Consider the following 23238-nt stretch of genomic DNA (forward strand, 5'->3'; position numbering starts at 1 on the left):
CGATGCCCGGCCCTTCAAGTGGACCAAGACCGCCGACCAGATCCTCGACCGCATCTGCCGCTACTGCGACAGGATCTCCGAACCAGGTCACTAGCCTGTTTCCTGTTCCGTCAAGAATCCGTCCCGGAGGCTCTCGACGAGGCTCCGCATCACGTCACCGGACAAGGCCGCCTGCTCGAACCCTTCGAACTTTCGGACGTACATCTCTACGTCGCGAGGGTCGGTTACGACTATCTCGGCGTGGACGGTCTCGACGGTCACCATCCGATCGTCTCGGATGACGAAGGCGTGGTTCGCGATGTCCGTCTGTGGGGCGGAGAGCGGTACGACCCTGATGTCCACGTGAGCCAAGCGAGACATGGAGACGATCCGGTCGAGCTGTGCGGCCATCATTTGCGGCGGGACGATCCGCCAGCGGAGCACGGGTTCGGTGATGACGAAACGGAGCTTCTTCGTGCTGTCGAACAGCACCGCCTGACGCTCAAGCCTTCCGCTGAGCGTGCGGGTGAGGGCGTTTTCGCTCAGGTCGTGGCGCTGGAGGATGGCCCGGATGTACTCGGGCGTCTGGAGCAGCCCGGGTACCAGGGCGGGCTGGAACAGCCGCAGGACGGCCATTTGAGCTTCAAGGGCCTTCGCTGCCTGCTGACCCTTGTGGATGCCGACTCGCTTGAGGAGTCGCCACGCGGTGGCCTCAGTGGTCGCCGCACGGGCCGCTTCTGTGTACTCGGCCTTGATGGCGTCGGAGACGCCTATGGCGGTGAGGATGCGTTCAACGTCCGTTGTGCTCGGCAGAAGGTTGGCATTCTCGATCTTGGAGAGCTTGGACGGAGACATGAGGGCGCTACGGGCGACCGTTTTGGCTTCCTTCCCGGACGCCTCTCGCAGTGCCCGCAGCGCGGCCCCGAGCTGTGCCTTGTTCACTCGCCGTACTTGGCCCACCAGTCGGTGAACGGCTCCGCGTGGGCGAGTGCCGTGTCTCGGTAGGCGACGTAAGCGGCGGCTTCGTCCGGGGACAGAACGTCCGCCCCGAGATAAGCGCCGGTGTCCTCGTACCGCATGACAGCAGTGTCCTTGGAGTCGAAGAGCCAGAAGTCCGGGACGGCGTCGAGCGGGTTGGGAGCGTCCGTCACGTCGAGGATGAAGAACTCTTCTCCGCCGGTCATGTTCGTCCGGTAGCCCCAGCCCAGCTCGAATCGGAGGTACTCCGTGAGGGGTCGCTTGAGGACGTGTACGCGGAACACCCGCTTGCCCTCGTGCGTGAGGCTCCGGAGCTCTTCGACCCATCCGGCGTTGTAGCCCTCAGGCCGCTCCTGACCGGCCTGGAACGCCCTGTAGGCGTCAACGTTCCCGGAGCCGCTGTAGTCGTCGAGGGTCTCCAGGCGGAACGCCTCGTGCTGGAACCGCTCGAAGAGTTCGGCCAGAGTGCTAGATGAGGCCATCGGCGATGGCCTTCTTGATCAGCTCGACGGGGATCTCGACAAGGGTTTCGTGAGCGGGAATCTTGAGCCCGTGGTCGTCGGGCCTCTCGCCCTGGACGAGGAACGTACCCCGATCGGTGGCGTAGATGGTCGGGCAGTCCTTCAAGTCACAGGTGCTGATCAGCTTGGTCACCTTCATGGTTTCGGGTTCCCCTCTCCCGTTGGCGGAGTGCCGCGTTCGATGCTCCCGAGCCCGTGACCCCGGGGTCAAGCGATCACGGTTGAGAGAACGGGAAACCGGGCGTGTCTACGTGCCCTTCAAGCCGAGGACTTCGTCCAGGTCGTAGCCCACCACTTCCTCAAGCTGATCGTAGGTGCAGCTCTCGGGGGTCCGGTCGGGCCGCCAGCGGCGCCATCGTGCGGTATGCCGGAACCTTCCCGGACCACTCGCTTCCTCTCCCTCTGTCCTGTTGGTAAGGGTGTCGTACGCGACTTCGCAGACGCGCTCGGGGCGAAGCGGTACCCAGGAGAGGTCCTTCTTGCCGGTCCAGCGGCTCTGGGCGCCGGGCAGCCGGGCGCTCTCGTGCGCGGATTCCTCGGCCCAGGCGGCCCACGGATGCCCGGTCGTGTCGGCCATCCGCAGGGGTGCGAGCTCCTCCACCAGCTCGGCCCGGCGCTTCATCGGGAAGGCGGCGCAGACCCCCACGTGCTGGAGGGCGCCGCGGGCGTCGTGCAGGCCCAGGAGCAGCGATCCGACAATCGGACCGCTCTTGTGGAAACGGAAACCCGCGATGACGACGTCGGCCGTACGCTCGTGCTTGATCTTGAACATGAGGCGGGCATCGGGCCGGTAGGGCAGATCGAGCGGTTTGGCGATCACCCCGTCGAGCCCGGCGCCCTCGAACCGCTCGAACCACTCCTGCGCGAGCGCGGGGTCGGTGGTCGCGGGCGCGAGATGAACGGGGGGCCGAGCAGTGGACAGGGCATCGGTGAGGGCGCCGCGCCGGTCGGTGAGCGGGGTGTCGAGGAGGGCCTCGTCGCCGAGCGCGAGCAGATCGAAGGCGACGAAGCTGGCGGGGGTCTTCTGCGCCAGCATGTCCACACGGGACTGCGCGGGATGGATGCGCTCGGTCAGACGGTCGAAGTCGAGCCGCCCGCCGTGAACGATGACGATCTCGCCGTCCACGACGCAGCGGGCCGGCAGGTTGTCCCTCAGCGCGGTCACCAGCTCGGGAAAGTACCGGGTCAGGGTCTTTCCGGTGCGGCTGCCGATCTCCACCTCGTCGCCGTCGCGGTGCACGATGGCGCGGAAGCCGTCCCATTTGGCCTCGTACTGCATGCCCGGAGGGATCTTGGACACCGACTTGGCGAGCATCGGCTTCACGGGCGGCATCACGGGCAGATCCATGTCTTAGATTCTGCGGCGGTACGGCCGGGCCTGCCCGGTATGCGCACCGGGCGGGGGCCGCCTACCGTGGCGCACATGGGTGCATCCGGGAATGCCATAGAGCTGGACGCGGGCGGGCGGACCGTGCGGCTGTCCAGCCCGGACAAGGTCTACTTCCCCGAGCGGGGCCTGACCAAGCTGGACGTGGCGCGGTACTACCTGTCCGTGGCCGACGGGATCACGCGCGCCCTGCGCAACCGGCCCACCACCCTGGAGCGCTACCCCGAAGGGGTGGAGGGCGAGTCCTTCTTCCAGAAGCGCGCCCCGAAGAACCTGCCCGACTGGATCCCGACCGCCCACATCGAGTTCCCCAGCGGGCGCACGGCCGACGAGATCTGCCCGACCGAACCGGCCGCCGTGCTGTGGGCCGCCAATCTTGGCTGCCTGACCTTCCACCCCTGGCCGGTGCGGCGCGAGGACACCGACCGGCCCGACGAACTGCGCATCGACCTGGACCCACAGCCGGGCACCGACTACCACCACGCGGTGATCTGCGCCCACGAGCTGCGCGACGTACTGGAGGACCTGGGTCTGCGCGGCTGGCCCAAGACCTCCGGCGGGCGGGGGCTGCACGTCTTCGTCCCGATCGAGCCGCGCTGGACGTTCACCGAGGTCCGGCGCTGCGCGATCGCGATCGGCCGCGAACTGGAACAGCGGATGCCCGGCAAGGTGACCACGGCGTGGTGGAAGGAGGAGCGCGGCGAGCGGATCTTCGTCGACTACAACCAGACCGCCCGCGACCGCACGATCGCCTCCGCGTACTCCGTACGCCCGCGCCCGCACGCCCCGGTCTCGGCCCCGTTGCGCTGGGACGAGATCGACTCCGCCGAGCCCCGCGACTTCGACATCACCACGATGCCGGCGCGGTACGCGGAGCTGGGCGACCTGCACGCGGACATGGACGAGCACGCCTTCGGCCTGGACGCCGCCCTGGAACTGGCCGAGCGCCACGAACACGACCACGGCCTGGGCGACATGCCGTACCCGCCGGACTACCCGAAGATGCCCGGCGAGCCGAAGCGCGTCCAGCCGAGCCGGGCGAAGCACGAGGACGGCAAGGGCAAGGGCAAGGACGCGGAGGGCAAGGGCGTGAAGGGCGAGGGCTGAGCGCGCTGTCAGAGGCGGGTGCCATGCTCGTAGGGAGGACGGAAGGAGTACGGGTCATGCTCACGACGGACTACAAAGACGGCTCCCCGAACTGGGTCGACCTCGGCACGCCCAACCTCGACGGCGCCGCCGGGTTCTACACCGGACTGTTCGGCTGGGACTACCGGCCGGGCGGCGAGGAGGCCGGCGGATACGCGATGTTCCAGCTCGACGGCAAGACGGTGGCGGGCGGTATGGCCGTCGCGCCGGGAGAGGTCCGGTCGGCGTGGACGGTGTACTTCCGCAGCTCCGACGCGGACGCCACCGCGGCCGCCGTGGTCGAGGCGGGCGGCACGGTCGCCGTCGAGCCCAGGGACGTCATGGGCCTCGGCCGGATGGCGATCTTCGCCGACCCCGAGGGCGTCACGTTCTCGATCTGGCAGCCGGGCAGGATCGAGGGCCTCGGCGCCGTGACGGACGTCGGCACCCTGTGCTGGACCGAGCTCTACACGAGCGATGTGGGGGCGGCAGCGGCCTTCTACGGCGCGGTCTTCGGCTGGGAGATCAACGAAATGCCCTTCGAGGGCGGCTCGTACACCGCGGTCAAGGCGGCGGGCACGCCCGACGAGGCGGCCTTCGGCGGTCTCGTCCCGATCGGGAGCTCTCCGGTGGAGGACGCCGAACGCCCCTACTGGACTCCGTACTTCGAGGTCGCCGACTGCGATGTGACGGCGGCCGGGGCGGAGGAGTCGGGCGGCAAGGTCCGGTCGTCGCCGGTGTTCATGGAGGGCGTCGGCCGTTTCGCCAAGCTGGCCGATCCCTACGGCGCCCGGTTCGCCGTCATCGCCAGCGCTCCGGCACCGGGGGGCTGAGGAGCCGGTGTTGATCAGGCGTTGATCGGACGTCCATCGGCGGCGGTGAGGATCTCCGGCATGTCGATGAACACCTCCACCTCCGCCTCCACCACCGCCGCGCCCGCCTGGTACGACCTCGCCCTCTGCGCCCAGACGGGCCCGGGATTCTTCTTCCCGGAGCCCGGTTCCTCCCTGCGGGACGCGAAGCGGCTGTGCGGGGCGTGCGAAGGCCGCGCGGCATGCCTGGAGTACGCCCTGGCCAACGACGAGCGCTTCGGCGTCTGGGGCGGTCTCTCGGAGTCCGAACGCCTCGCGCTGCGCCCGCGCGGCTGACGGGGACCGCCGCCGGACCACCACCGCCGGACAACGCGAAACCCTGGCAGGGCGGGGGCCATGCCAGGGTTCGAGGCGTTGCGGGCCGGTCGGGCCGGTCGGGCCGGTCGGGCCGGTCGGGCCGGTCAGGCCTTGCGGGCCGCGATGCGCGCCGCGCGGGCGGCCAGCCGCTCGTCGAACTTGCGGGCCTCGGAGTCCAGACCGTCCATGAAGAGCCCGAGCTCCTCCTGGGCCTGCCGGCCCTCGGGGCCGAGACCGTCGATGTCCATGATCTTCAGGAAGCGGATCACCGGGCTCAGCACGTCGTCGTGGTGGATCCGCAGGTTGTAGACCCCGCCGATCGCCATCTGCGCGGCCATCCGCTCGAAGCCGGGCATGCCGTGTCCGGGCATCCGGAAGTTGACCACGACGTCCCGCACGGCCTGCATCGTCAGGTCCGGGGCGAGCTCGAAGGCCGAGCCCAGCAGGTTGCGGTAGAAGATCATGTGCAGGTTCTCGTCCTGCGCGATGCGGGCCAGCATCCGGTCGCAGACCGGGTCACCGGACTGGTGGCCGGTGTTGCGGTGCGAGATGCGGGTCGCGAGCTCCTGGAAGGCCACGTACGCCACGGAGTGCAGCATCGAATGCCGGTTGTCGGACTCGAAGCCCTCCGACATGTGCTGCATGCGGAACGCTTCCAGCTTGTCCGGGTCCACGGCGCGCGAGGCCAGCAGGTAGTCGCGCATCACGATGCCGTGGCGGCCCTCCTCGGCCGTCCAGCGGTGCACCCACGTGCCCCAGGCGCCGTTGCGGCCGAAGAGCGTGGCGATCTCGTGGTGGTAGCTGGGGAGGTTGTCCTCGGTCAGCAGGTTCACGACCAGCGCGATCTTGCCGATGTCGGTGACCTTGGACTGCTGCGGGTCCCAGGCCTCGCCGTCCTCGAAGAAGCCCGGGAAGTTCCGGCCGTCGCTCCACGGGACGTACTCGTGGGGCATCCAGTCCTTGGTGACCTTCAGATGGCGGTTGAGTTCCTTCTCGACCACCTCTTCCAGCGCGTACAGCAGCTTGGCGTCGGTCCACGCCTCCGAGCTGCCGAGGTGGGGAGAGGTGATCGTCACGGGTGCTCCTGGGGACAAAGCGAAATACCTACGGTTCCGTAGCCTACGAATCCGTAGGTTAAGCGGAGCGTGAGAGCCAGCCAAGCCCCAGCCGTTCATATGACCGGTTACGTCCGGTTATCTATGCAGTTTGAGGGCGTACGAGAAGAGCCCGGCGGTGCGAAAGTCGCCCCGGCAGGTGGCCCGTGACACCCGCCTTGACGGCGGTCACCGCCTGGACGGGCATTACGGCCGCGGGACGCCGCCGGGCCGGCCGCCGGATCGGCAGCCGACCCCGCCGCGGACCCACTCGTGCTCACCCGTGCCACAGGGCCTCGCGCACCTCCTCGGCCGTGGTCGGCTTCAGCTCGCCGTCCAGCAGCAGCCACCGGGTGATCCCGACCGACTCCAGGAACGGCACGTCGTGGCTGGCCACCAGCAGCGCGCCCTCGTACGACTCCAGCGCCTGCGCGAGCTGCCGGACGCTCGCCAGGTCCAGGTTGTTCGTCGGCTCGTCCAGCATCAGCAGCTGCGGAGCCGGCTCCGCCAGCAGCAGCGCCGCCAGAGCAGCCCGGAACCGCTCGCCGCCCGACAGGGTGCCGGCCGGCCGGTCCGCCCGGGCGCCCCGGAACAGGAAGTGCGCGAGCCGCGCCCGGACCAGGTTGTTCGAGGCCTGCGGGGCGAACCGGGCCACGTTCTCCACCACCGACCGGCTCTCGTCGAGCACGTCCAGCCGCTGCGGCAGGAAGCGCGTCGGCACGTGCGTGATCGCCTCCCCGGACACCGGCGCGAGGGTCCCCGCGATCGTGCGCAGCAGGGTCGTCTTGCCCGAACCGTTGCGGCCCACCAGTGCGATCCGCTCCGGACCGCGCAGCTCCCACTCGCCCGCGGCCCGGGCCCCGTGCGCCAGGTGCACGTCGCTCAAGGTCAGCACCCGGCGGCCCGGCGGGACCTGCGTGGCGGGCAGCTTGATCCGGATCTCGTCATCGTCGCGCACCGCCTCCGCCGCCTGGTCGAGGCGCTCCTTCGCCTGCGCCAGCTTCTCGGTGTGCAGGATGCGGTGCTTGCCGGCCGACTCCTGCGCCGCGCGCTTGCGGGCGCCCATGACGATCTTCGGCTCGCGCTTCGAGTCGTTCATCTTCTGGTCCGTACCGCTTGCGCCGCGCCAGCTTCATGTGGGCGTCGGACAGTTCGCGCTTCTGCCGCTGTACGTCGGCCTCCGCGACCCGGACCATCCGCTCGGCCGCGTCCTGCTCGGCGGCCAGCTGTTCCTCGTAGGCCGAGAAGTTCCCTCCGTACCAGCGGACTTCGCCGTCGTGCAGGTCGGCGATCTGGTCGACCCGCTCCAGCAGCTCCCGGTCGTGGCTGACCAGGAGCAGCACCCCGGACCAGGACTCGACCGCCGCGTACAGGCGGCGCCGGGCGCGCAGGTCCAGGTTGTTCGTCGGCTCGTCGAGCAGCAGGACGTCGGGGCGGGCGAGCAGCAGGGCGGCCAGACGCAGCAACACGCATTCGCCGCCGGACAGTTCGCCGACCGTGCGGTCCAGGCCGATCCGGGCGAGGCCGAGCTGGTCGAGGGTGGCCAGGGCCCGCTCCTCGACGTCCCAGTCGTCGCCGACCGCGGCGAAGTTCGCCTCGGTCGCCTCACCCGCCTCGACGGCGTGCAGGGCGGCGCGGGCGGTGTGGATGCCGAGCGCCTCGTCCACGCGCAGGGCGGTGTCGAGGGTGACGCTCTGCGGGAGGTACCCGACGGTGCCGGCCACGGACAACTGGCCTTCGGAAGGGGTCAGTTCACCCGCGATCAGCTTCAGCAGGGTGGACTTCCCGCAGCCGTTGAGCCCGATGAGGCCGGTGCGGCCGGGGCCGACGGCCCAGTGGAAGTCGTCGAAGACGGGAGTCCCGTCGGGCCAGTCGAAGGACAGGGTGGAGCAGGTGATGAATGCAGGGGCATGGCTCATGGAGGCCTCCAGGTTGCGTGAGTGGTGCGTGCAACACGGGGAGACAGCCGACGGTCGGATCCGACGCGGAGCGGGTCGGGATGGCGGGATCGGTCGGTGTCTCGGACCTCAGAAGAGCAACGTCCTGCTCCGTTTCGACGGCAATGGGGCGTCTACGAAGCTACGGGCGGCCGGGGGCCGCCCGCAAACGATTTAAGCGCGAGCGCGAGCGCGGGTGCGGGTGCGGGTGCCGGGACGGAGCGGAGCGGCGGCCCGGTCTCAGCGCGGGTCGCGCATCAGCTCGGCCAGGCTGTGGTCCATGTCGAGGTACAGGTGCTCAAGACCCGGCGGCACGATCGTCGCGGCCCGCTCCAGGAACCGGTGCAGCTCGGCCGTCAGCATCAGCACGATCGCCACTCCCTCCGGCGCGTGGAACTCGATCGTGGTCCGGTCGATGTCGTACGGCCGCACCCGTACGTCGCCCCACCCCGTCGGGCGGTCCAGCCCCGATTCCAGGAGCTCGCGCGCGAAGGTCCACGAAACCTCGACGCCTTCCAGGGTGGCGGGAGCGGGGAAGGCCATGCGCACGGCGAAGGGATCCGCACGGTCGTAGCAGAGCGTGACGGGTACGGTCTCGACCTTCGGGGCGGTGGCGACCAGACGGGCCTGCACGGCCTGCTCGATAACAGTGATCAAGGCTCGCTCCCTTGCGGCGGATCTGCTGTCGGGCGTGGGCTGAAGCCCGACAACCGGATAGACGCCGGAATCGGCAAATCCGTGCATGCGAACTGACGTGAGCTGTGTCACCGATTGGCTGGAACGCGTCCGTTTGATCGCACAGAGTGACGGCGGGAGTGGGGCGGGCGAAGGGATGTCAGTCGCGGCCGCATGCCCCGGAGTGGTCACAGAACGGCTGGTTCCCGCTCACTCCACAAGCGCAAAGCATCGCCCGGGTCTCCCGCCGAACGGCCCCGGCGGAGGTCGTCACGCGCAGATCGCCGCGCATCACGAGCTGCCCGGCGGGCGAGCGTACGACCGTCGTCGGCCGGTCCGGCTCCTCGGCCGGCCCGTCCTCGGCGAGCCGGTACTGCAACGCACCCGAGGGGCACCGGCGGATCACCTCGGCCACCCGCTCCGGCTCGGCGGCGTCCGGCTGTACCCACGGACGCTTTCCCGAGTCGAACACCTCGGGAAGCCCGCTCACGCATGCGGCGGCGTGCAGGCACCGCCCGGTGTCGTAGGTGACGGTGATGTGCTTGCCGTCGTAGGCCTTGGGTTCCTTGGAAGGCATGGCCCCAGCGTAGGAACGCGGTGGCACGGACGCACCCTGGACGCCGAATCAGGTGTGCATTAGCTTCCGGCGCCATGAGACTTCTGGGAGTTGGCATGTGCGCGGCGGCTCTGGCGGTGGGCCTGCTGGCCGCCCCGGCGCACGCGCGCAGCGGTACGGTCGTGCAGGAGTTACGGGGCGCGGGCTGGGCGCTGAAGGACACCGGGAAGGACGCCCGGTTCCGCGGGCTCGCCGCGGTCAGCCGCTCCACGGCCTGGGTGGCCGGAACCAAGGGGGCCGTGCTGCGCACGGTGGACGGCGGCCGCAGCTGGCGTGACGTCTCACCGCCGGGCGCGGTCGCGGAGGGCCTGGAGCTGCGCGACATCGAGGCCTTCGACGCACGGCGCGCGGTGGCCCTGTCCATCGGTGAGGGCGAGGCCTCGCGGGTGCTGCGCACCGAGGACGGCGGCGCGACCTGGACCGAGACCTTCCGCAACCCCGACCCGCGGGCCTTCTACGACTGCCTCACCTTCTTCGACTCCCGGCACGGACTGGCGATGAGCGACCCGGTGGACGGCAGGTTCCGGATCCTGTCCACGGACGACGGCGGCCGGAACTGGGCGGTGCTGCCGAGCACGGGGATGCCCGACGCCCTGGCGGGCGAGGCGGGGTTCGCGGCCAGTGGCCAGTGCCTGGTGAGCGCGGGGCCGCGCGACGTCTGGCTGGCCACGGGCGGCGGCGCGGCCGGCCGGATCCTGCACTCGCCGGACCGCGGCCGCACCTGGCGCGTCGCCGAGTCGGGCATCCCGGCGGGCGACCCGGCCAAGGGGGTCTTCGCCCTGGCCTTCCGCGACCGTACGACGGGCCTGGCGGTCGGCGGCGACTACCGCACCGGCGAGGCCTCCCCGCGGGCCGCCGCCGTATCGGCGGACGCGGGCCGCACCTGGCGTCCGGCCCCGACCCCGCCCCCGGCGTACCGCTCGGGCGCGGCCTGGCTCCCGCACCTGCGCACCGCGGCCCTGGCGGTGGGCCCGACGGGCACCGACGTGACGACGGACGCCGGCAGGACGTGGCGCCCCCTGGCCCCGGGTTCGTTCGACACGGTCGACTGCGCGGACGACGGCGGCTGCTGGGCGGCGGGGGAGAAGGGACGGGTGGGGAGGCTGGAGGCGCCTTCGCAAGCGGGGTCGGGAGGCTGATCGGGGGGCCGGGGCGCCGGGGCGCCGGGGCGCCGGGGCGCCGGGGTGCCAGGGGCGGGAGGGGCGGGAGTCCCGGTCCGGGATCCACTGCGGCGCGGCCGGTCTGCGGCCGGTCTGCGGCCGGTCTGCGGCCGAGCGGGTCGACGACGGGGGCCGACGGCGTTGCGGACGGATCGTCACAGCCAGGCGTCATAGGGTGGCCGTCGCTGACGGGCGACGGAAGGGCGGACGTTCATGGCGTACGAACGACGGGACCGCGCGATCTTCGGTGCCACCTCCGCCACCACTGCCACTCACGACATCGGCCTGCTCGTGCTCCGGCTCGTCGTCGGCCTCACCATGGCCGGCCACGGCGCCCAGAAGCTCTTCGGCTGGTTCGACGGCCCGGGCCTCTCGGCCACCGGCAAGGGCTTCACGATGAGCGGATATCCCGCCGGAGACGCCATGGCGGTCATCGCGGGTCTCTCCGAAACCCTGGGCGGCCTGGGCCTCGCCCTCGGTTTCCTCACTCCGCTCGCGGGCGCGGCCCTGACCGGCACCTTCATCAACGTCCTCGCCGTCCGGGGCCTGAACACCTTCTTCGCCCCCAAGGGCGTGGAACTTGAATCGGTCCTCTTCGCCGGGGTGATCGCCCTGACCCTCACCGGCCCGGGCCGCTTCTCCGTCGACCACTTGCTCCCGGTCCTGCGCGAGTCGCGCCCCCGCTACTCCGTCCTCGGACTGGTCCTGGGGGCCGTGGTGGGATTCGTCGTCCTGCTCATCCGCGACTGACCACCACGAGCCACCCGTGGTCGCACCCGTCCCTAAGCCGCCGGGTACTCCCGTACTCCCGCCAGGTCCGACGAGGTCTTGGACGCGATGAACTCCGTGATGCGGTACTCGCAGACGCCGGCCAGGGTGAAGGGGTCCTGCGCCGCGATGCGTTCGGCTTCGGCGCGCGAGATGCCCGCGGCCAGGATGACGCCGCCCTCGCGCGGGACCTTGCGGCCCGAGGCGAGGAAGACGCCCGAGGCGTAGTAGCCGTCCAGCCACGCGACGTGGGCGTCCAGCACGTCTTCGACGGCTTCGATGGGCGCCGTGTAGTCGAGCTCCATGATGAACATGATCGCCAGGCTACTCTCGCACCTCATGACGAGTGTGAAGACCCCCGCCCACGAGGCCGAGGCCCGGGCGATACAGGACGAACTCCGCGAGAGCGTGGTGCTCGACGAGGCCGGGCCGCCGCCCGGGCGCGGGCTGGTCGCGGGCGTGGACGTCGCCTACGACGACGAGCGCGACCTCGTCGCCGCCGCGGCCGTGGTGCTCGACGCCGCCACCCTGGAAGTCGTCGAGGAGGCGACCGCCGTCGGGCCCGTCAGCTTCCCGTACGTGCCCGGGCTCCTCGCCTTCCGGGAGCTGCCCACCGTGCTGGCCGCCCTCGACTCGCTCACCGCCGCCCCCGACCTGGTCGTCTGCGACGGCTACGGGCTCGCCCACCCCCGCGGCTTCGGTCTCGCCTGCCACCTCGGGGTCGTCACCGGGCTGCCGAGCATGGGCGTGGCGAAGAACCCCTTCACGTTCACGTACGAGGAGCCGGGCGCACGGCGTGGCGACGGCGCCGCGCTGGTCGCGGCCGACGGGGCCGTCGTCGGGCGGGCGCTGCGCACGCAGGACGGGATCAAACCGGTGTACGTCTCCGTCGGCCACCGCATCTCGCTCGACACCGCCTGCGCCCACGCCCTCGCGCTGAGCCCCCGCTTCCGGATCCCCGAGTCCACCCGGCACGCCGACTCGCTCTGCCGGCGGGCCCTGCGCGAAGCCTCCTGAGCGGCGGCCGGGTTGCCGGTTCAGAGGGAGGCGGCCACCCGGAACCGGATCCCCGCCTTCTGGAGCCGGTCCAGCAGGGCGTCGCCCATCGCCACCGCCGTGGTGAGCTGGCCGGCCCGCTCCGGCAGGGCGTCGTACGCGAGGCACAGCGCCGACTCCGCCAGCATCTTGGCGGTCTCCCCGTAACCCGGGTCGCCGCCCGAGACCTCGGTGAACACGCGGCGGCCGCCGCCCTCGCCCACGAAACGCACCGTGAACCAGCTGCGCGCCCGCCGCTCCGCGTCCGGCCCCCGACCCGGCTCCCAACGGCTCGTCAGCCACCGCCGCGCCGCCGGGAGCTGTGCCAGGGCCACCACCGCACCGACCGCCGCCGCACCGCCCACGGCGGCGGGGAGGTGCTTCACCGAGGCGTACTGCCGGTAGCGGAAGTCCGGCCCGTACCGCTCCAGCGCGGCCGCCGAGCGGGTCACGATCCGATGGTCCAGCGTCGGCAGCGGTAGCGCCCACGTGCCGGTCTCGCCGCTGAACCGCGGCGCGCCCAGGGGAGCCCGTACGCGGCGGGCCGGCAGCCGCGGCTCGTGCAGCCGGCGCTCCCGCGCCGCCGCCAGGGTCTGCGGTCCGCGGCCCATGGCGGTGAGGGCGGAAGCCAGAGTTCCGCCGGAGAAGGCGGCGTTGGACCGCATGAACCCGTCCACGCGCAGCGGAACGCCCTCCGGGAGTCGCCCCACCGTGAAGTACGCGCCGAGATCGGCCGGGATCGAGTCGAAGCCGCAGGCGTGCACGAGCCGCGCGCCCGATTCCCGGGCCCGGGCGTCGTGCTCGACGTACATCCGGTCCACGAACTCCGGCTCGCCGGTGAGGTCCACGTAGTCCGTGCCCGCCGCGGCGCAGGCGGCGACCAGTTCCGCGCCGTACAGGACGTACGGCCCGACGGTCGTGGCCAGGACCCGGGTGGAGGCGGCCAGCTCCCGTACGGCCGCGGCGTCCCCGGCGTCCGCGCGCAGCAGCGGCAGCGAGGCGCAGCCCGGATCGAGGGCGGTCAGCCGCTCGCGCAGCCGCTCCAGCTTCCCGAGGTCGCGCCCCGCGAGGGCCCACCGGCAGCCGGCGGGGGCGTGTGCGGCGAGGTACTCGGCGGTGAGGGCGCCGACGAAGCCGGTGGCGCCGAACAGCACCACGTCGTACGACCGTTCGGGTGCGTATGCGGGTGCGTGTGCGGGTTCGCGCCCCGCGGCCCCGTCGGCCCCTCGAACCTCTTCGTTCACCACGGCTCCTCCCACTCCTGTCGGTGGCTGAGGCTAACCCGCGCGCCCCGTACGCAGAACAGCGCCCCGGAGGCGGCCTGGACGGCCGTTCCCGGGGCGCTGCGATCGGTGCGCGGCCGGCCGCGGCTCAGCTCTCCTGGTACATGCCGAAGACGTCGACGATGAGGTCGGCGTTGCCGTCGCTCTGGTTCCAGAAGTCGACGAGGCCGGTGCCGCCGGTGCTCGCCTGGACCAGGTTCGGGACGGTCTTGCCGGTCGTCCAGTTCAGGGTCGAGGAGGTGGGCGGCGCCGGCGGGCCCGCCGCGCCGTTGTCGTACTCGTCCAGCGTGTTCGGGTCCGGGGCGACCGCGAGGAAGCCGCTGTCCCTGGTGTTGGTCACCGTGGCGTTCAGCACGAAGCCGGTGACGCCGGAACCGGGCTCCGCCATCGCCGTGTAGATGTAGTCGCGGCCGGCCAGGGGGCCGTACACCCGGTCCTGGGGGTCGCGGGTGTCGATCATCCGCTCCGGGGTGAAGGGCAGGTAGGAGCCCTTGCTCTGCGGGCTGTAGTAGCCGACGACGTCGACGATGACGTCGGCCGGGTTCCAGCCGCCGTTGCGGATGTTGATCCTGCCGTCGGGGCCGACCGGGACGATCACCGAGTTGGCGATGGTCTGACCGGTCGTGAAGTTCACGTTGGAGGCGGTCGGGGCCTGCTGGCCGCTCGGGTAGACGGTCAGGTGGCCGTCGCTGCGCGGGTTGGTGACGGTCACGTTGAGCGCCACGGCGGTGACGCCGGAGGCCGGGACCTTGCCCAGGCCGGTGATCTGGGTGCCGAAGGACCCGTATCCGGCGAGCTGGCCCTTGGCGGTGCCGGTGCCGGTGCGGGTGTCGACGAAGCGCTGCGGCGCCAGCGGGGTGTAGCCGCTGGAGGCGGTCTGCGTGAAGTAGCCGGTGACGTCGGCGATGAGGTCGACCGGCTCCCAGCCGCCGTTGTACAGGTTCACGTAGCCGTTCGGGCCGACCGGCACGATGACCAGGTTCGGGACCGTCTGGCCGGGGACGAAGTTGACGTTCGAGGTGCTCGGCTTGTCGTCGCCGTCGGCGAAGGCGGTGACGTGGCCGCCGCTGGTGGTGCCGGTGACGGTGACGTTGAGGACCACCGCGGTGACGCCGGCGGGGATGGAGCCGTTCCCGCCGATCTTCAGGTGGGCGGAGGAGTACGGGGCGACCTTCGCGGCCTTCGCGGCGCCGGTGCCGTTGCGGGTGTCCAGCAGACGGGTCGGGCCGTACGGGGTGTAGTCCGAGCCCGCGGTCGTGAACGCCACCTCGTTGGTGACCGAGGTGTTGGCGGCCTTGTCCGTCACGGTGACCTTGACGGTGTAGGTGCCGAGCTCGGCGTAGGTGTGTTCGGAGGCCACGAGCTGGGTGCCGGCGGCCGAGGCGGTGGTGGTGGCCCCGTCGCCCCAGGCGATGGCGATGTCGAGCGGGGTGGCGGCGCTGGTGACGGAGGTGTCCAGCTCGATCGCGTGCGCGGAGGTGGCGAACGCGTCCAGGCCGACCGCGAGGGTCGGGTTGGCGGCGGCGGTCTCCGCCAGGGGAGCGGCCGCGAGCTTGCTCTTGGGGGTCGGCGCGCCCTGCCGGATCGACCGGGCGGCCGGGCTGGAGAACGTGGCGGTGTTCTTCAGGCCGGCCTGCGCCAGATCGGGCTTGCTGATGCCCCGGGCATCGCCGGAGTCGGTGCCGGCCGCGTGGGCCATGCCCGGTATGAGAGATATGCCGGCCGCGAAGACGGCGGCGGATGCTGCGAGTCGGCGGTAGGACACCGAGCCCCCTATGTTTCGTGAGCCCTTGGACAGGGCTGAAAGCTCGCTCAGATTACATAGCCCATGTGCTTCCGCTTAACGCCCCCCTTGGTCATCTCCGGCGCCTGCGGCAAGAGTCTCGAAAGCGGCACGGAAGGAGCATCTGGCTGCTCTGATCAGGTGCTTTGTGTTCTCCGATCAGTTGTCCGGGTAGGCCCCGAAAAAGCCGACGACGGCCCCGATGTCGTCGATACTCCGGTTCCGGTAACCGATGGCGCCGGCGGGGGTCCGATGGCGCCTGCGCGAAGGCCGTGGTCCACTTCCCGGTCGGTGCCGGGGGGCGGCGCTAGCGTGAGGGTCGAGTGTCCGTGCGAGCGGGTGGCTGTGGTGACGGGAGGCGTCGATGAAGGCTGCGGTGCGCAAGTGGGAGGCGGTGCGGGAGTTCGCCCAGGGGCTGCCGGAGGCGGTGATGGAGTTTCCCTGGGGGCCCGAGGACTGCGTCGTGAAGGTCAACAAGAAGATCTTCGTCTTCCTGGGCAGTCTCGACGGCCCGCAGTCGCCCGGGCTCTCCGTGAAGCTCAAGGACGAGGCGCTGCACGGCCACGCCATGACCGCGCCGGGGGCCGAGCCGACCGGGTACGGGCTGGGGCGGGCCGGCTGGGTCTTCGTGCCGCTCGGAGCGAAGGGCGCTCCGTCCCTCGACGTGCTGTGCGAGTGGGTCGAGGAGAGCTACCGGACGGTCGCCCTCAAGCGGCACGTCAAGGAGCTCGACGCGCGACCGGAGGTGAGCCCGGACGCGCGAAACGAGTCAACCGGCTAAGCGGTTGCTCTTGTGCTGAGTGGAACGCGTTCCTAGCATCACTGGTGTTACATCAGTTGTGTCACACAATGGCGCGCCACGGATGCTACGGACGCTGGGGGCTCGATGGCAGTGACAGGGAACGTGCCCGACGGGCCGGGAACGCCCGGCAGACCCGCCGCGCCCGGCTCCGGCCCGCTCGCGGGCGTGCGCGTCGTCGAACTCGCGGGCATCGGCCCCGGCCCGTTCGCCGCCATGCTCCTCGCCGACCTGGGCGCCGACGTCGTACGGGTGGACCGGCCCGGCGGCGGCGGGCTCGCGGTCAACCCCGCGTACGACCTCACCAACCGCGGCAAGCGCTCCGTCCTGGTCGACCTGAAGTCCGCCGAGGGCCCGGCCCGCGTGCTCGACCTCGTCGAGCGGGCCGACGTGCTGATCGAGGGCTTCCGCCCCGGAGTCGCCGAACGGCTCGGCGTGGGCCCCGCCGACTGCCACGCCCGCAACCCGAAGCTGGTGTACGGCCGGATGACCGGCTGGGGCCAGGACGGCCCGCTCGCGCACACCGCCGGGCACGACATCGCGTACATCGCGGTCACCGGCGCCCTCGGCATGATCGGGAACCCGGGGGAGCCGCCGGCCGTTCCCGCCAACCTCGTCGGGGACTACGCGGGCGGCTCGCTCTACCTCGTCATCGGCGTGCTCGCCGCCCTCCAGCACGCCCGCACCCCCGGCGGCGCCGGCCAGGTCGTCGACGCGGCCATCGTCGACGGCACCGCCCACCTCACCGCCATGATCCACGGCATGATGGCGGCCGGCGGCTGGCAGGACCGGCGCGGGGCCAACCTCCTCGACGGCGGCTGCCCGTTCTACGGCACGTACGAGACCTCGGACGGCGGGTTCATGGCGGTCGGCGCGCTGGAGCAGCAGTTCTACGACACCTTCGTCGAACTGCTCGGCATCGGGGACCGGGCCCCCGCCCGCAAGGACCTGGCCCGCTGGGGCGAGCTGCGCGAGGCCGTCGCCGCCCGCTTCAAGTCCCGTACGAGGCAGGAGTGGACGGCGGTCTTCGACGGCTCGGACGCCTGCGTGGCTCCCGTGCTCTCCCTCGGTGAGGCGCCGCACCACCCGCACCTCGCCGCCCGCGCCACCTTCACCGACTTCGGCGGGATCACCCAGCCCGCCCCCGCGCCCCGGTTCTCGGCCACGCCGTCCGCGGTCACCTCGGGCCCCGCCCTGCCCGGTGCGCACACCGAATCCGTGGCCCGCGACTGGGACGTACCGGCCCTGCTCCCGAAAGAGGCCTGATGGAACTGTCCATGATGCTCGACTACGCCGGGGACCCGCGCCGGGCCGCCGACGAGGCGGCGGCGCTGGAGGCGGCCGGGCTGGACGCCGTGTGGGTCGCCGAGGCCTGGGGCTTCGACTCCCCGACGATCATGGGCTACCTCGCCGCGCGCACCGAGCGGATGAAGATCGGCTCCGCCATCCTCAACGTGTACTCGCGCACCCCGGCCCTTCTCGCCCAGACGGCCGCCGGACTGGACGCGCTCTCGGGCGGCCGCGCGCTGCTCGGTCTCGGCGCCTCCGGCCCGCAGGTGGTCGAGGGCTGGCACGGGAAGCCGTACGACAAGCCGATCGGCCGGACCCGCGAGACCGTCGAGCTGTGCCGCCGCATCTGGCGCCGCGAGACCGTCGACCACCACGGCATCACCGACATGCCGCTGCCGCCGGAACGGGGCACCGGACTCGGCAAGCCGCTGAAGATCCTCACCCGGCCGGTCCGCGACGCGGTCCCCGTCTACATCGCCTCGCTCGGTCCCGCCAACGTGCGGATGACCGCCGAGATCGCCGACGGCTGGCTGCCCACCCTGTTCCTCCCCGAGAAGGCCCGCGCGGTGTGGGGGAGCGCCCTCGCCGAGGGTGCGGCCCTGCGCTCCCCGGAGCTCGGCCCGCTGCAGACCGTGGCGGGCGGGCTGCTCGCGATCGGCGAGGACGCGGCCGCCGTACGGGACCTGGCGCGCCCGCAGATCGCCCTGTACGTCGGCGGGATGGGTGCGGTCGGCAAGAACTTCTACAACGACCTCGCCGTCGCCTACGGGTACGGCGAGGAGGCCCGGAAGATCCAGGAGCTCTACCTCTCCGGCCGCAAGCGCGACGCCGCGGCCGCCGTGCCGGACGAGTTCTGCGAGCTCATGACGCTGTGCGGGCCCGAGGGCTACGTGCGTGAGCGCGTCGAGGCCTTCCGGGAGGCGGGCGTCACCATGCTCAACGTCACACCCGTCGGAGCCGAGCCGGCCCGGCTGATCGAAACCGTCAAGAGCTGGCTCTAGGGGGCCCCGATGCAACGCCGCATCTTCGACGCCGACCACGAGGCGTTCCGCGAAACCGTCCGCACCTTCCTCGCCAAGGAGGTGCTGCCGCACTACGACCAGTGGGAGAAGGACGGGATCGTCAGCCGCGAGGCCTGGCGGGCCGCCGGCCGGCAGGGTCTGCTGGGCCTGGCCGTCCCGCAGGAGTACGGGGGCGGCGGGAACACCGACTTCCGCTACGCCGCCGTGATCGCCGAGGAGTTCACCCGGGCGGGCGCGGCCGGACTCGCGATCGGCCTGCACAACGACATCATCGGGCCGTACCTGACCTCGCTCGCCACCGAGGAGCAGAAGCGGCGCTGGCTGCCCGGCTTCTGCTCCGGCGAGACCATCACCGCCATCGCGATGACCGAGCCGGGCGCGGGATCCGACCTCCAGGGGATCCGGACCAGCGCCGAGGACCGGGGCGACCACTGGGTGCTCAACGGCTCGAAGACCTTCATCTCCAACGGCATCCTGGCCGACCTGGTCGTCGTCGTCGCCAAGACGACGCCCGAGGGCGGGGCGCACGGCCTCTCGCTGCTGGTGGTCGAGCGCGGCACGGAGGGCTTCGAGCGCGGCCGCAACCTCGACAAGATCGGCCAGAAGGCGCAGGACACCGCGGAGCTGTTCTTCCACGACGTACGCGTCCCCAAGGAGAACCTGCTCGGCGAGCTCGACGGCGCGTTCGTCCACCTGATGACCAATCTCGCGCAGGAGCGCATGGGCATCGCGATGGCCGGCATCGCCGCCGCCGAACACCTCCTGGAGATCACCACCACGTACGTGAAGGAGCGCGAGGCCTTCGGGCGGCCGCTCTCCAAGCTCCAGCACATCCGTTTCGAGATAGCGGAGATGGCCACCGAGTGCGCCGTCACCCGCAGCTTCCTGGACCGCTGCATCGTCGACCACTCCAACGGGGAGCTGGACCACGTCCACGCCTCGATGGCCAAGTGGTGGGCGACCGAGCTCCAAAAGCGCGTCGCCGACCGCTGCCTGCAACTCCACGGCGGATACGGCTACATGAGCGAATACCGGGTCGCACGGGCCTTCACCGACGGCCGCATCCAGACCATCTACGGCGGCACCACCGAGATCATGAAAGAGATCATCGGCCGCTCCCTCCTCGGCTGATGCCAGACCTCCCCGAAAGGCTTGACCAGTGAGCACCGAAGCGTACGTATACGACGCGATCCGCACGCCGCGCGGCCGCGGCAAGGCCAACGGCGCCCTGCACGGCACCAAGCCGATCGACCTCGTCGTCGGCCTCATCAACGCCCTGCGCGAGCGCAACCCCGGCCTGGACCCCGCCACCATCGACGACATCGTCCTCGGCGTCGTCGGCCCGGTCGGCGACCAGGGCTCCGACATCGCCCGGATCGCGGCCATCGCCGCGGGGCTGCCGGACACGGTGGCCGGCGTACAGGAGAACCGCTTCTGCGCCTCCGGCCTTGAGGCCGTCAACATGGCCGCCGCCAAGGTCCGCTCCGGCTGGGAGGACCTGGTCCTCGCGGGCGGCGTGGAGTCCATGTCCCGCGTCCCCATGGCCTCCGACGGCGGTGCCTGGTTCAACGACCCGATGACCAACTGGGACACCGGCTTCGTCCCCCAGGGCATCGGCGCCGACCTCATCGCCACCATCGAGGGCTTCTCCCGGCGCGACGTCGACGAGTACGCGGCCCTCTCCCAGGAGCGGGCGGCGACCTCCATCAAGGAGGGCCGCTTCGCCAAGTCCGTCGTCCCGGTCACCGACCGCAACGGCCTGGTGGTTCTGGACCAGGAGGAGTTCGTCCGTCCCGGCACCACCGCCGACAGCCTCGCGAAGCTCAAGCCCTCCTTCGCGGACATCGGCGACCTCGGCGGCTTCGACGCCGTGGCCCTCCAGAAGTACCACTGGATCGAGAAGATCGACCACGTCCACCACGCGGGCAACTCCTCCGGCATCGTCGACGGCGCCTCGCTCGTCGCGATCGGCACCCGCGAGGCGGGCGAGCGCAACGGACTGGCGCCCCGCGCCCGGATCGTCTCGGCCGCCGTCTCCGGCTCCGAGCCCACCATCATGCTCACCGGACCCGCCCCGGCCACCCGCAAGGCCCTCGCCAAGGCCGGCCTGACCATCGACGACATCGACCTGATCGAGATGAACGAGGCCTTCGCCGGCGTCGTCCTGCGCTTCGTCAAGGACATGGGCATCACCCTCGACCGGGTCAACGTCAACGGCGGCTCCATCGCGCTCGGCCACCCGCTCGGCGCCACCGGCGCGATGCTGCTCGGCACCGTCATCGACGAACTGGAGCGCCAGGACAAGCGCTACGGGCTCGTCACCCTCTGCGTCGGCGGCGGCATGGGCGTCGCGACCATCGTCGAACGCCTCTGAACCCCGTCCTGTATCCCCGAGACCTCCTCCCCGACACGGAAGCAGCGAGAAACATGAGCGAGTCCACCACGATCCGCTGGGAACAGGACGAGACCGGCGTCGTCACCCTGATCCTCGACGACCCGGGCCAGTCCGCCAACACGATGAACCAGGCCTTCAAGGACTCCATCGCGGCGATCGCCGACCGCGCCGAGGCCGAGAAGGACTCCATCCGCGGCATCGTCTACACCTCCGCCAAGAAGACCTTCTTCGCGGGCGGCGACCTCAAGGACATGATCGGTCTGCGCCCCGAGGACGCGCAGCTCGCCTTCGACACCGGCACCGAGATCAAGCGCTCGCTGCGCCGCATCGAGACCCTCGGCAAGCCGGTCGTCGCCGCCATCAACGGGGCGGCCCTCGGCGGCGGTTACGAGATCTGCCTCGCCTCCCACCACCGCGTCGCCCTCGACGCCCCCGGCTCCAAGATCGGGCTGCCCGAGGTCACCCTCGGCCTGCTCCCGGCCGGCGGCGGCGTCACCCGCACCGTGCGCCTGATGGGCATCGCCGACGCGCTGCTCAAGGTCCTGCTCCAGGGCACCCAGTACAACCCGCAGCGCGCCCTCGACAACGGCCTCGTCCACGAACTGGCCGCCACCCCGGAGGAGATGCTGGCCAAGGCCCGCGCCTTCATCGACGCCAACCCCGAGTCGAAGCAGCCCTGGGACCAGCCCGGCTACCGGATTCCGGGCGGCACCCCGTCGAACCCGAAGTTCGCCGCCAACCTCCCGGCCTTCCCGGCCAACCTCAAGAAGCAGCTGAACGGCGCCCCGTACCCGGCGCCGCGCAACATCCTGGCCTGCGCCGTCGAGGGCGCCCAGGTGGACTTCGAGACCGCGCTGACCATCGAGGCCCGCTACTTCACCGAGCTGGTCACCGGGCAGACCGCCAAGAACATGATCCAGGCGTTCTTCTTCGACCTCCAGGCCGTCAACGCCGGCCGCAGCCGCCCGCAGGGCGTCGAGCCGCGCAGGGTCACCAAGGTCGCCGTCCTCGGCGCCGGCATGATGGGCGCGGGCATCGCGTACTCCTGCGCCCGCGCGGGCATCGAGGTGGTGCTGAAGGACGTCACCGCCGAGGCCGCGGCGAAGGGCAAGGCGTACTCGGAGAAGCTGCTCGACAAGGCCGTCTCCCGCGGCCGCAGCACCGAGGCCCAGCGCGCCGAGCTGCTCGCCCGGATCACCGCGACCGCCGACGCCGCCGACCTGGCGGGCTGCGACGCCGTCATCGAGGCCGTCTTCGAGGACACCTCCCTCAAGCACAAGGTGTTCCAGGAGATCCAGGACGTCGTCGCCCCGGACGCGCTGCTCTGCTCCAACACCTCCACGCTGCCCATCACGGGCCTCGCGGAGGGGGTTTCGCGCCCCGTCGACTTCATCGGACTGCACTTCTTCTCGCCGGTCGACAAGATGCCGCTCGTGGAGATCATCAAGGGCGAGCGCACCGGCGACGAGGCCGTCGCCCGCGCCTTCGACCTCGTACGGCAGATCAACAAGACCCCGATCGTGGTCAACGACTCGCGCGGCTTCTTCACCTCGCGCGTCATCGGCCAGTTCATCAACGAGGGCGTGGCGATGGTCGGCGAGGGCGTCGAGCCCGCCTCCGTCGAGCAGGCCGCGGCCCAGGCCGGCTACCCGGCCAAGGTGCTCTCCCTGATGGACGAGCTGACGCTCACCCTCCCGCGCAAGATCCGCAACGAGACCCGCAAGGCCTTCGAGGCCGAGGGCCGCACGTGGGCCGCGCACCCCGCGGACACCGTCATCGACCGGATGGTCGACGAGTTCGGCCGCCCCGGCCGCAGTGGCGGAGCCGGCTTCTACGAGTACGACGAGAGCGGCAGGCGCGCCGGCATCTGGCCGGGCCTGCGCGAGCACTTCGCCAAGCCGGACGCGGACATCCCGTTCGTCGACATGAAGGAGCGGATGCTCTTCTCCGAGGCCCTGGACACCGTCCGCTGCCTCGACGAGGGCGTGCTGACCTCGATCGCCGACGCCAACATCGGCTCCATCATGGGCATCGGCTTCCCGGCCTGGACCGGTGGCGTCATCCAGTACATCAACGGCTACGAGGGCGGCCTGGCGGGCTTCGTCGCCCGCTCCCGTGAGCTGGCGGCCCAGTACGGCGAGCGGTTCACCCCGCCGGCCTCGCTCGTCGCGAAGGCCGAGCGCGGCGAGACGTACGCCGACTAGCGCGGTCGCGGGGAAGGC

At 71.2% G+C, this 23238-nt stretch carries 22 protein-coding genes and 1 pseudogene; 12 read left to right on the plus strand and 11 right to left on the minus strand.

Translation table 11 applies throughout. The annotated features are described in order from the left end of the window. Positions 1-90: 90 nt before the first annotated feature. From AB0M92_RS11645 to AB0M92_RS11660, 4 genes are all read right to left on the minus strand, one after another. Positions 91-921: a helix-turn-helix transcriptional regulator gene (locus AB0M92_RS11645; RefSeq protein WP_366101932.1), complete on the minus strand. Its 831-nt coding sequence runs from the start codon at positions 919-921 to the stop codon at positions 91-93. Then, positions 918-1439 carry a DUF6879 family protein gene (locus tag AB0M92_RS11650; RefSeq protein ID WP_366101933.1) on the minus strand — a complete coding sequence of 174 codons (522 nt, stop codon included), beginning with the start codon at positions 1437-1439 and terminating at the stop codon, positions 918-920. The genes AB0M92_RS11645 and AB0M92_RS11650 overlap by 4 nt, the downstream gene beginning before the upstream one ends. Then, a complete protein-coding gene (locus AB0M92_RS11655; protein WP_366101934.1) occupies positions 1426-1617 on the minus strand; it encodes a hypothetical protein in 192 nt (63 codons plus the stop codon). Before AB0M92_RS11655 ends, AB0M92_RS11650 begins: the two co-directional genes overlap by 14 nt. A gap of 108 nt (positions 1618-1725) precedes the next feature. Then, positions 1726-2826 carry an ATP-dependent DNA ligase gene (locus AB0M92_RS11660; RefSeq protein WP_366101935.1) on the minus strand — a complete coding sequence of 367 codons (1101 nt, stop codon included), beginning with the start codon at positions 2824-2826 and terminating at the stop codon, positions 1726-1728. 75 nt (positions 2827-2901) lie between these two features. Here AB0M92_RS11660 and ligD point away from each other — a divergent pair, with 75 nt between their 5' ends. Genes ligD through AB0M92_RS11675 form a run of 3 tightly spaced genes read left to right on the plus strand, consistent with a single transcriptional unit; the run spans position 2902 to position 5138 of the window. Then, positions 2902-3972: a non-homologous end-joining DNA ligase gene (gene ligD, locus AB0M92_RS11665; protein ID WP_366101936.1), complete on the plus strand. Its 1071-nt coding sequence runs from the start codon at positions 2902-2904 to the stop codon at positions 3970-3972. A gap of 56 nt (positions 3973-4028) precedes the next feature. Further along, positions 4029-4823 (plus strand): VOC family protein, encoded by a 795-nt coding sequence (locus AB0M92_RS11670; protein ID WP_366101937.1) that lies wholly within the window; start codon positions 4029-4031, stop codon positions 4821-4823. 60 nt (positions 4824-4883) lie between these two features. Next, entirely contained in the window at positions 4884-5138 is a 255-nt protein-coding gene (locus tag AB0M92_RS11675) for a WhiB family transcriptional regulator (RefSeq protein WP_366101938.1), read from the plus strand. A gap of 125 nt (positions 5139-5263) precedes the next feature. On the opposite strand, the gene AB0M92_RS11680 is transcribed toward AB0M92_RS11675, so the two are convergent. The 4 genes and pseudogenes from AB0M92_RS11680 to AB0M92_RS11695 form a co-directional block, all read right to left on the minus strand. Beyond that, positions 5264-6235, minus strand: a complete 972-nt coding sequence (locus AB0M92_RS11680) for an acyl-ACP desaturase (protein ID WP_366101939.1) — start codon at positions 6233-6235, stop codon at positions 5264-5266. Positions 6236-6530: 295 nt separating this feature from the next. Next, positions 6531-8172, minus strand: a pseudogene (locus tag AB0M92_RS11685) (ABC-F family ATP-binding cassette domain-containing protein). A gap of 258 nt (positions 8173-8430) precedes the next feature. Further along, positions 8431-8847: an SsgA family sporulation/cell division regulator gene (locus tag AB0M92_RS11690; RefSeq protein ID WP_366101940.1), complete on the minus strand. Its 417-nt coding sequence runs from the start codon at positions 8845-8847 to the stop codon at positions 8431-8433. 178 nt (positions 8848-9025) lie between these two features. Continuing rightward, positions 9026-9442, minus strand: coding sequence for a (4Fe-4S)-binding protein (locus tag AB0M92_RS11695; RefSeq protein WP_366101941.1), 417 nt, complete (start codon positions 9440-9442; stop codon positions 9026-9028). Between the two features lie 74 nt (positions 9443-9516). Here AB0M92_RS11695 and AB0M92_RS11700 point away from each other — a divergent pair, with 74 nt between their 5' ends. Continuing rightward, complete coding sequence (locus AB0M92_RS11700) at positions 9517-10620, plus strand: oxidoreductase (protein WP_366101942.1); 1104 nt, start codon at positions 9517-9519, stop codon at positions 10618-10620. 234 nt (positions 10621-10854) lie between these two features. After that, a complete protein-coding gene (locus AB0M92_RS11705; protein ID WP_366101943.1) occupies positions 10855-11391 on the plus strand; it encodes a DoxX family protein in 537 nt (178 codons plus the stop codon). A gap of 32 nt (positions 11392-11423) precedes the next feature. Here AB0M92_RS11705 and AB0M92_RS11710 read toward each other — a convergent pair whose 3' ends face one another. Then, complete coding sequence (locus AB0M92_RS11710) at positions 11424-11723, minus strand: YciI family protein (protein ID WP_366101944.1); 300 nt, start codon at positions 11721-11723, stop codon at positions 11424-11426. Positions 11724-11748: 25 nt separating this feature from the next. Here AB0M92_RS11710 and AB0M92_RS11715 point away from each other — a divergent pair, with 25 nt between their 5' ends. Then, complete coding sequence (locus AB0M92_RS11715; RefSeq protein WP_366101945.1) at positions 11749-12426, plus strand: endonuclease V; 678 nt, start codon at positions 11749-11751, stop codon at positions 12424-12426. A 20-nt stretch (positions 12427-12446) separates the two neighbouring features. On the opposite strand, the gene AB0M92_RS11720 is transcribed toward AB0M92_RS11715, so the two are convergent. Together AB0M92_RS11720 and AB0M92_RS11725 are read right to left on the minus strand one after the other, a co-directional pair. Then, positions 12447-13601 (minus strand): saccharopine dehydrogenase NADP-binding domain-containing protein, encoded by a 1155-nt coding sequence (locus AB0M92_RS11720; protein ID WP_366102154.1) that lies wholly within the window; start codon positions 13599-13601, stop codon positions 12447-12449. 214 nt (positions 13602-13815) lie between these two features. After that, positions 13816-15492, minus strand: a complete 1677-nt coding sequence (locus tag AB0M92_RS11725; protein WP_366101946.1) for a PKD domain-containing protein — start codon at positions 15490-15492, stop codon at positions 13816-13818. A 382-nt stretch (positions 15493-15874) separates the two neighbouring features. Between AB0M92_RS11725 and AB0M92_RS11730 the strand changes: the two genes are divergently transcribed. The 6 genes from AB0M92_RS11730 to AB0M92_RS11755 all read left to right on the plus strand — a co-directional run bounded on the left by AB0M92_RS11730 (position 15875) and on the right by AB0M92_RS11755 (position 23220). Next, positions 15875-16291 carry an MmcQ/YjbR family DNA-binding protein gene (locus AB0M92_RS11730; protein ID WP_366101947.1) on the plus strand — a complete coding sequence of 139 codons (417 nt, stop codon included), beginning with the start codon at positions 15875-15877 and terminating at the stop codon, positions 16289-16291. Between the two features lie 105 nt (positions 16292-16396). Further along, the gene (locus AB0M92_RS11735) at positions 16397-17575 is read left to right on the plus strand and encodes a CaiB/BaiF CoA-transferase family protein (RefSeq protein ID WP_366101948.1); all 1179 of its coding nucleotides are present in this window, start codon (positions 16397-16399) and stop codon (positions 17573-17575) included. Continuing rightward, positions 17575-18600: an LLM class F420-dependent oxidoreductase gene (locus AB0M92_RS11740; RefSeq protein WP_366101949.1), complete on the plus strand. Its 1026-nt coding sequence runs from the start codon at positions 17575-17577 to the stop codon at positions 18598-18600. The genes AB0M92_RS11735 and AB0M92_RS11740 overlap by 1 nt, the downstream gene beginning before the upstream one ends. Positions 18601-18609: 9 nt before the next feature. Continuing rightward, complete coding sequence (locus AB0M92_RS11745; RefSeq protein ID WP_366101951.1) at positions 18610-19752, plus strand: acyl-CoA dehydrogenase family protein; 1143 nt, start codon at positions 18610-18612, stop codon at positions 19750-19752. A gap of 28 nt (positions 19753-19780) precedes the next feature. Further along, positions 19781-20995, plus strand: a complete 1215-nt coding sequence (locus AB0M92_RS11750; RefSeq protein ID WP_366101952.1) for an acetyl-CoA C-acetyltransferase — start codon at positions 19781-19783, stop codon at positions 20993-20995. A gap of 53 nt (positions 20996-21048) precedes the next feature. Further along, a complete protein-coding gene (locus tag AB0M92_RS11755) occupies positions 21049-23220 on the plus strand; it encodes a 3-hydroxyacyl-CoA dehydrogenase NAD-binding domain-containing protein (protein ID WP_366101953.1) in 2172 nt (723 codons plus the stop codon). The last annotated feature ends 18 nt before the right edge of the window (positions 23221-23238 follow it).

The sequence above is a fragment of the Streptomyces sp. NPDC051582 genome (genome assembly GCF_040681715.1).
Lineage (GTDB): Bacteria > Actinomycetota > Actinomycetes > Streptomycetales > Streptomycetaceae > Streptomyces.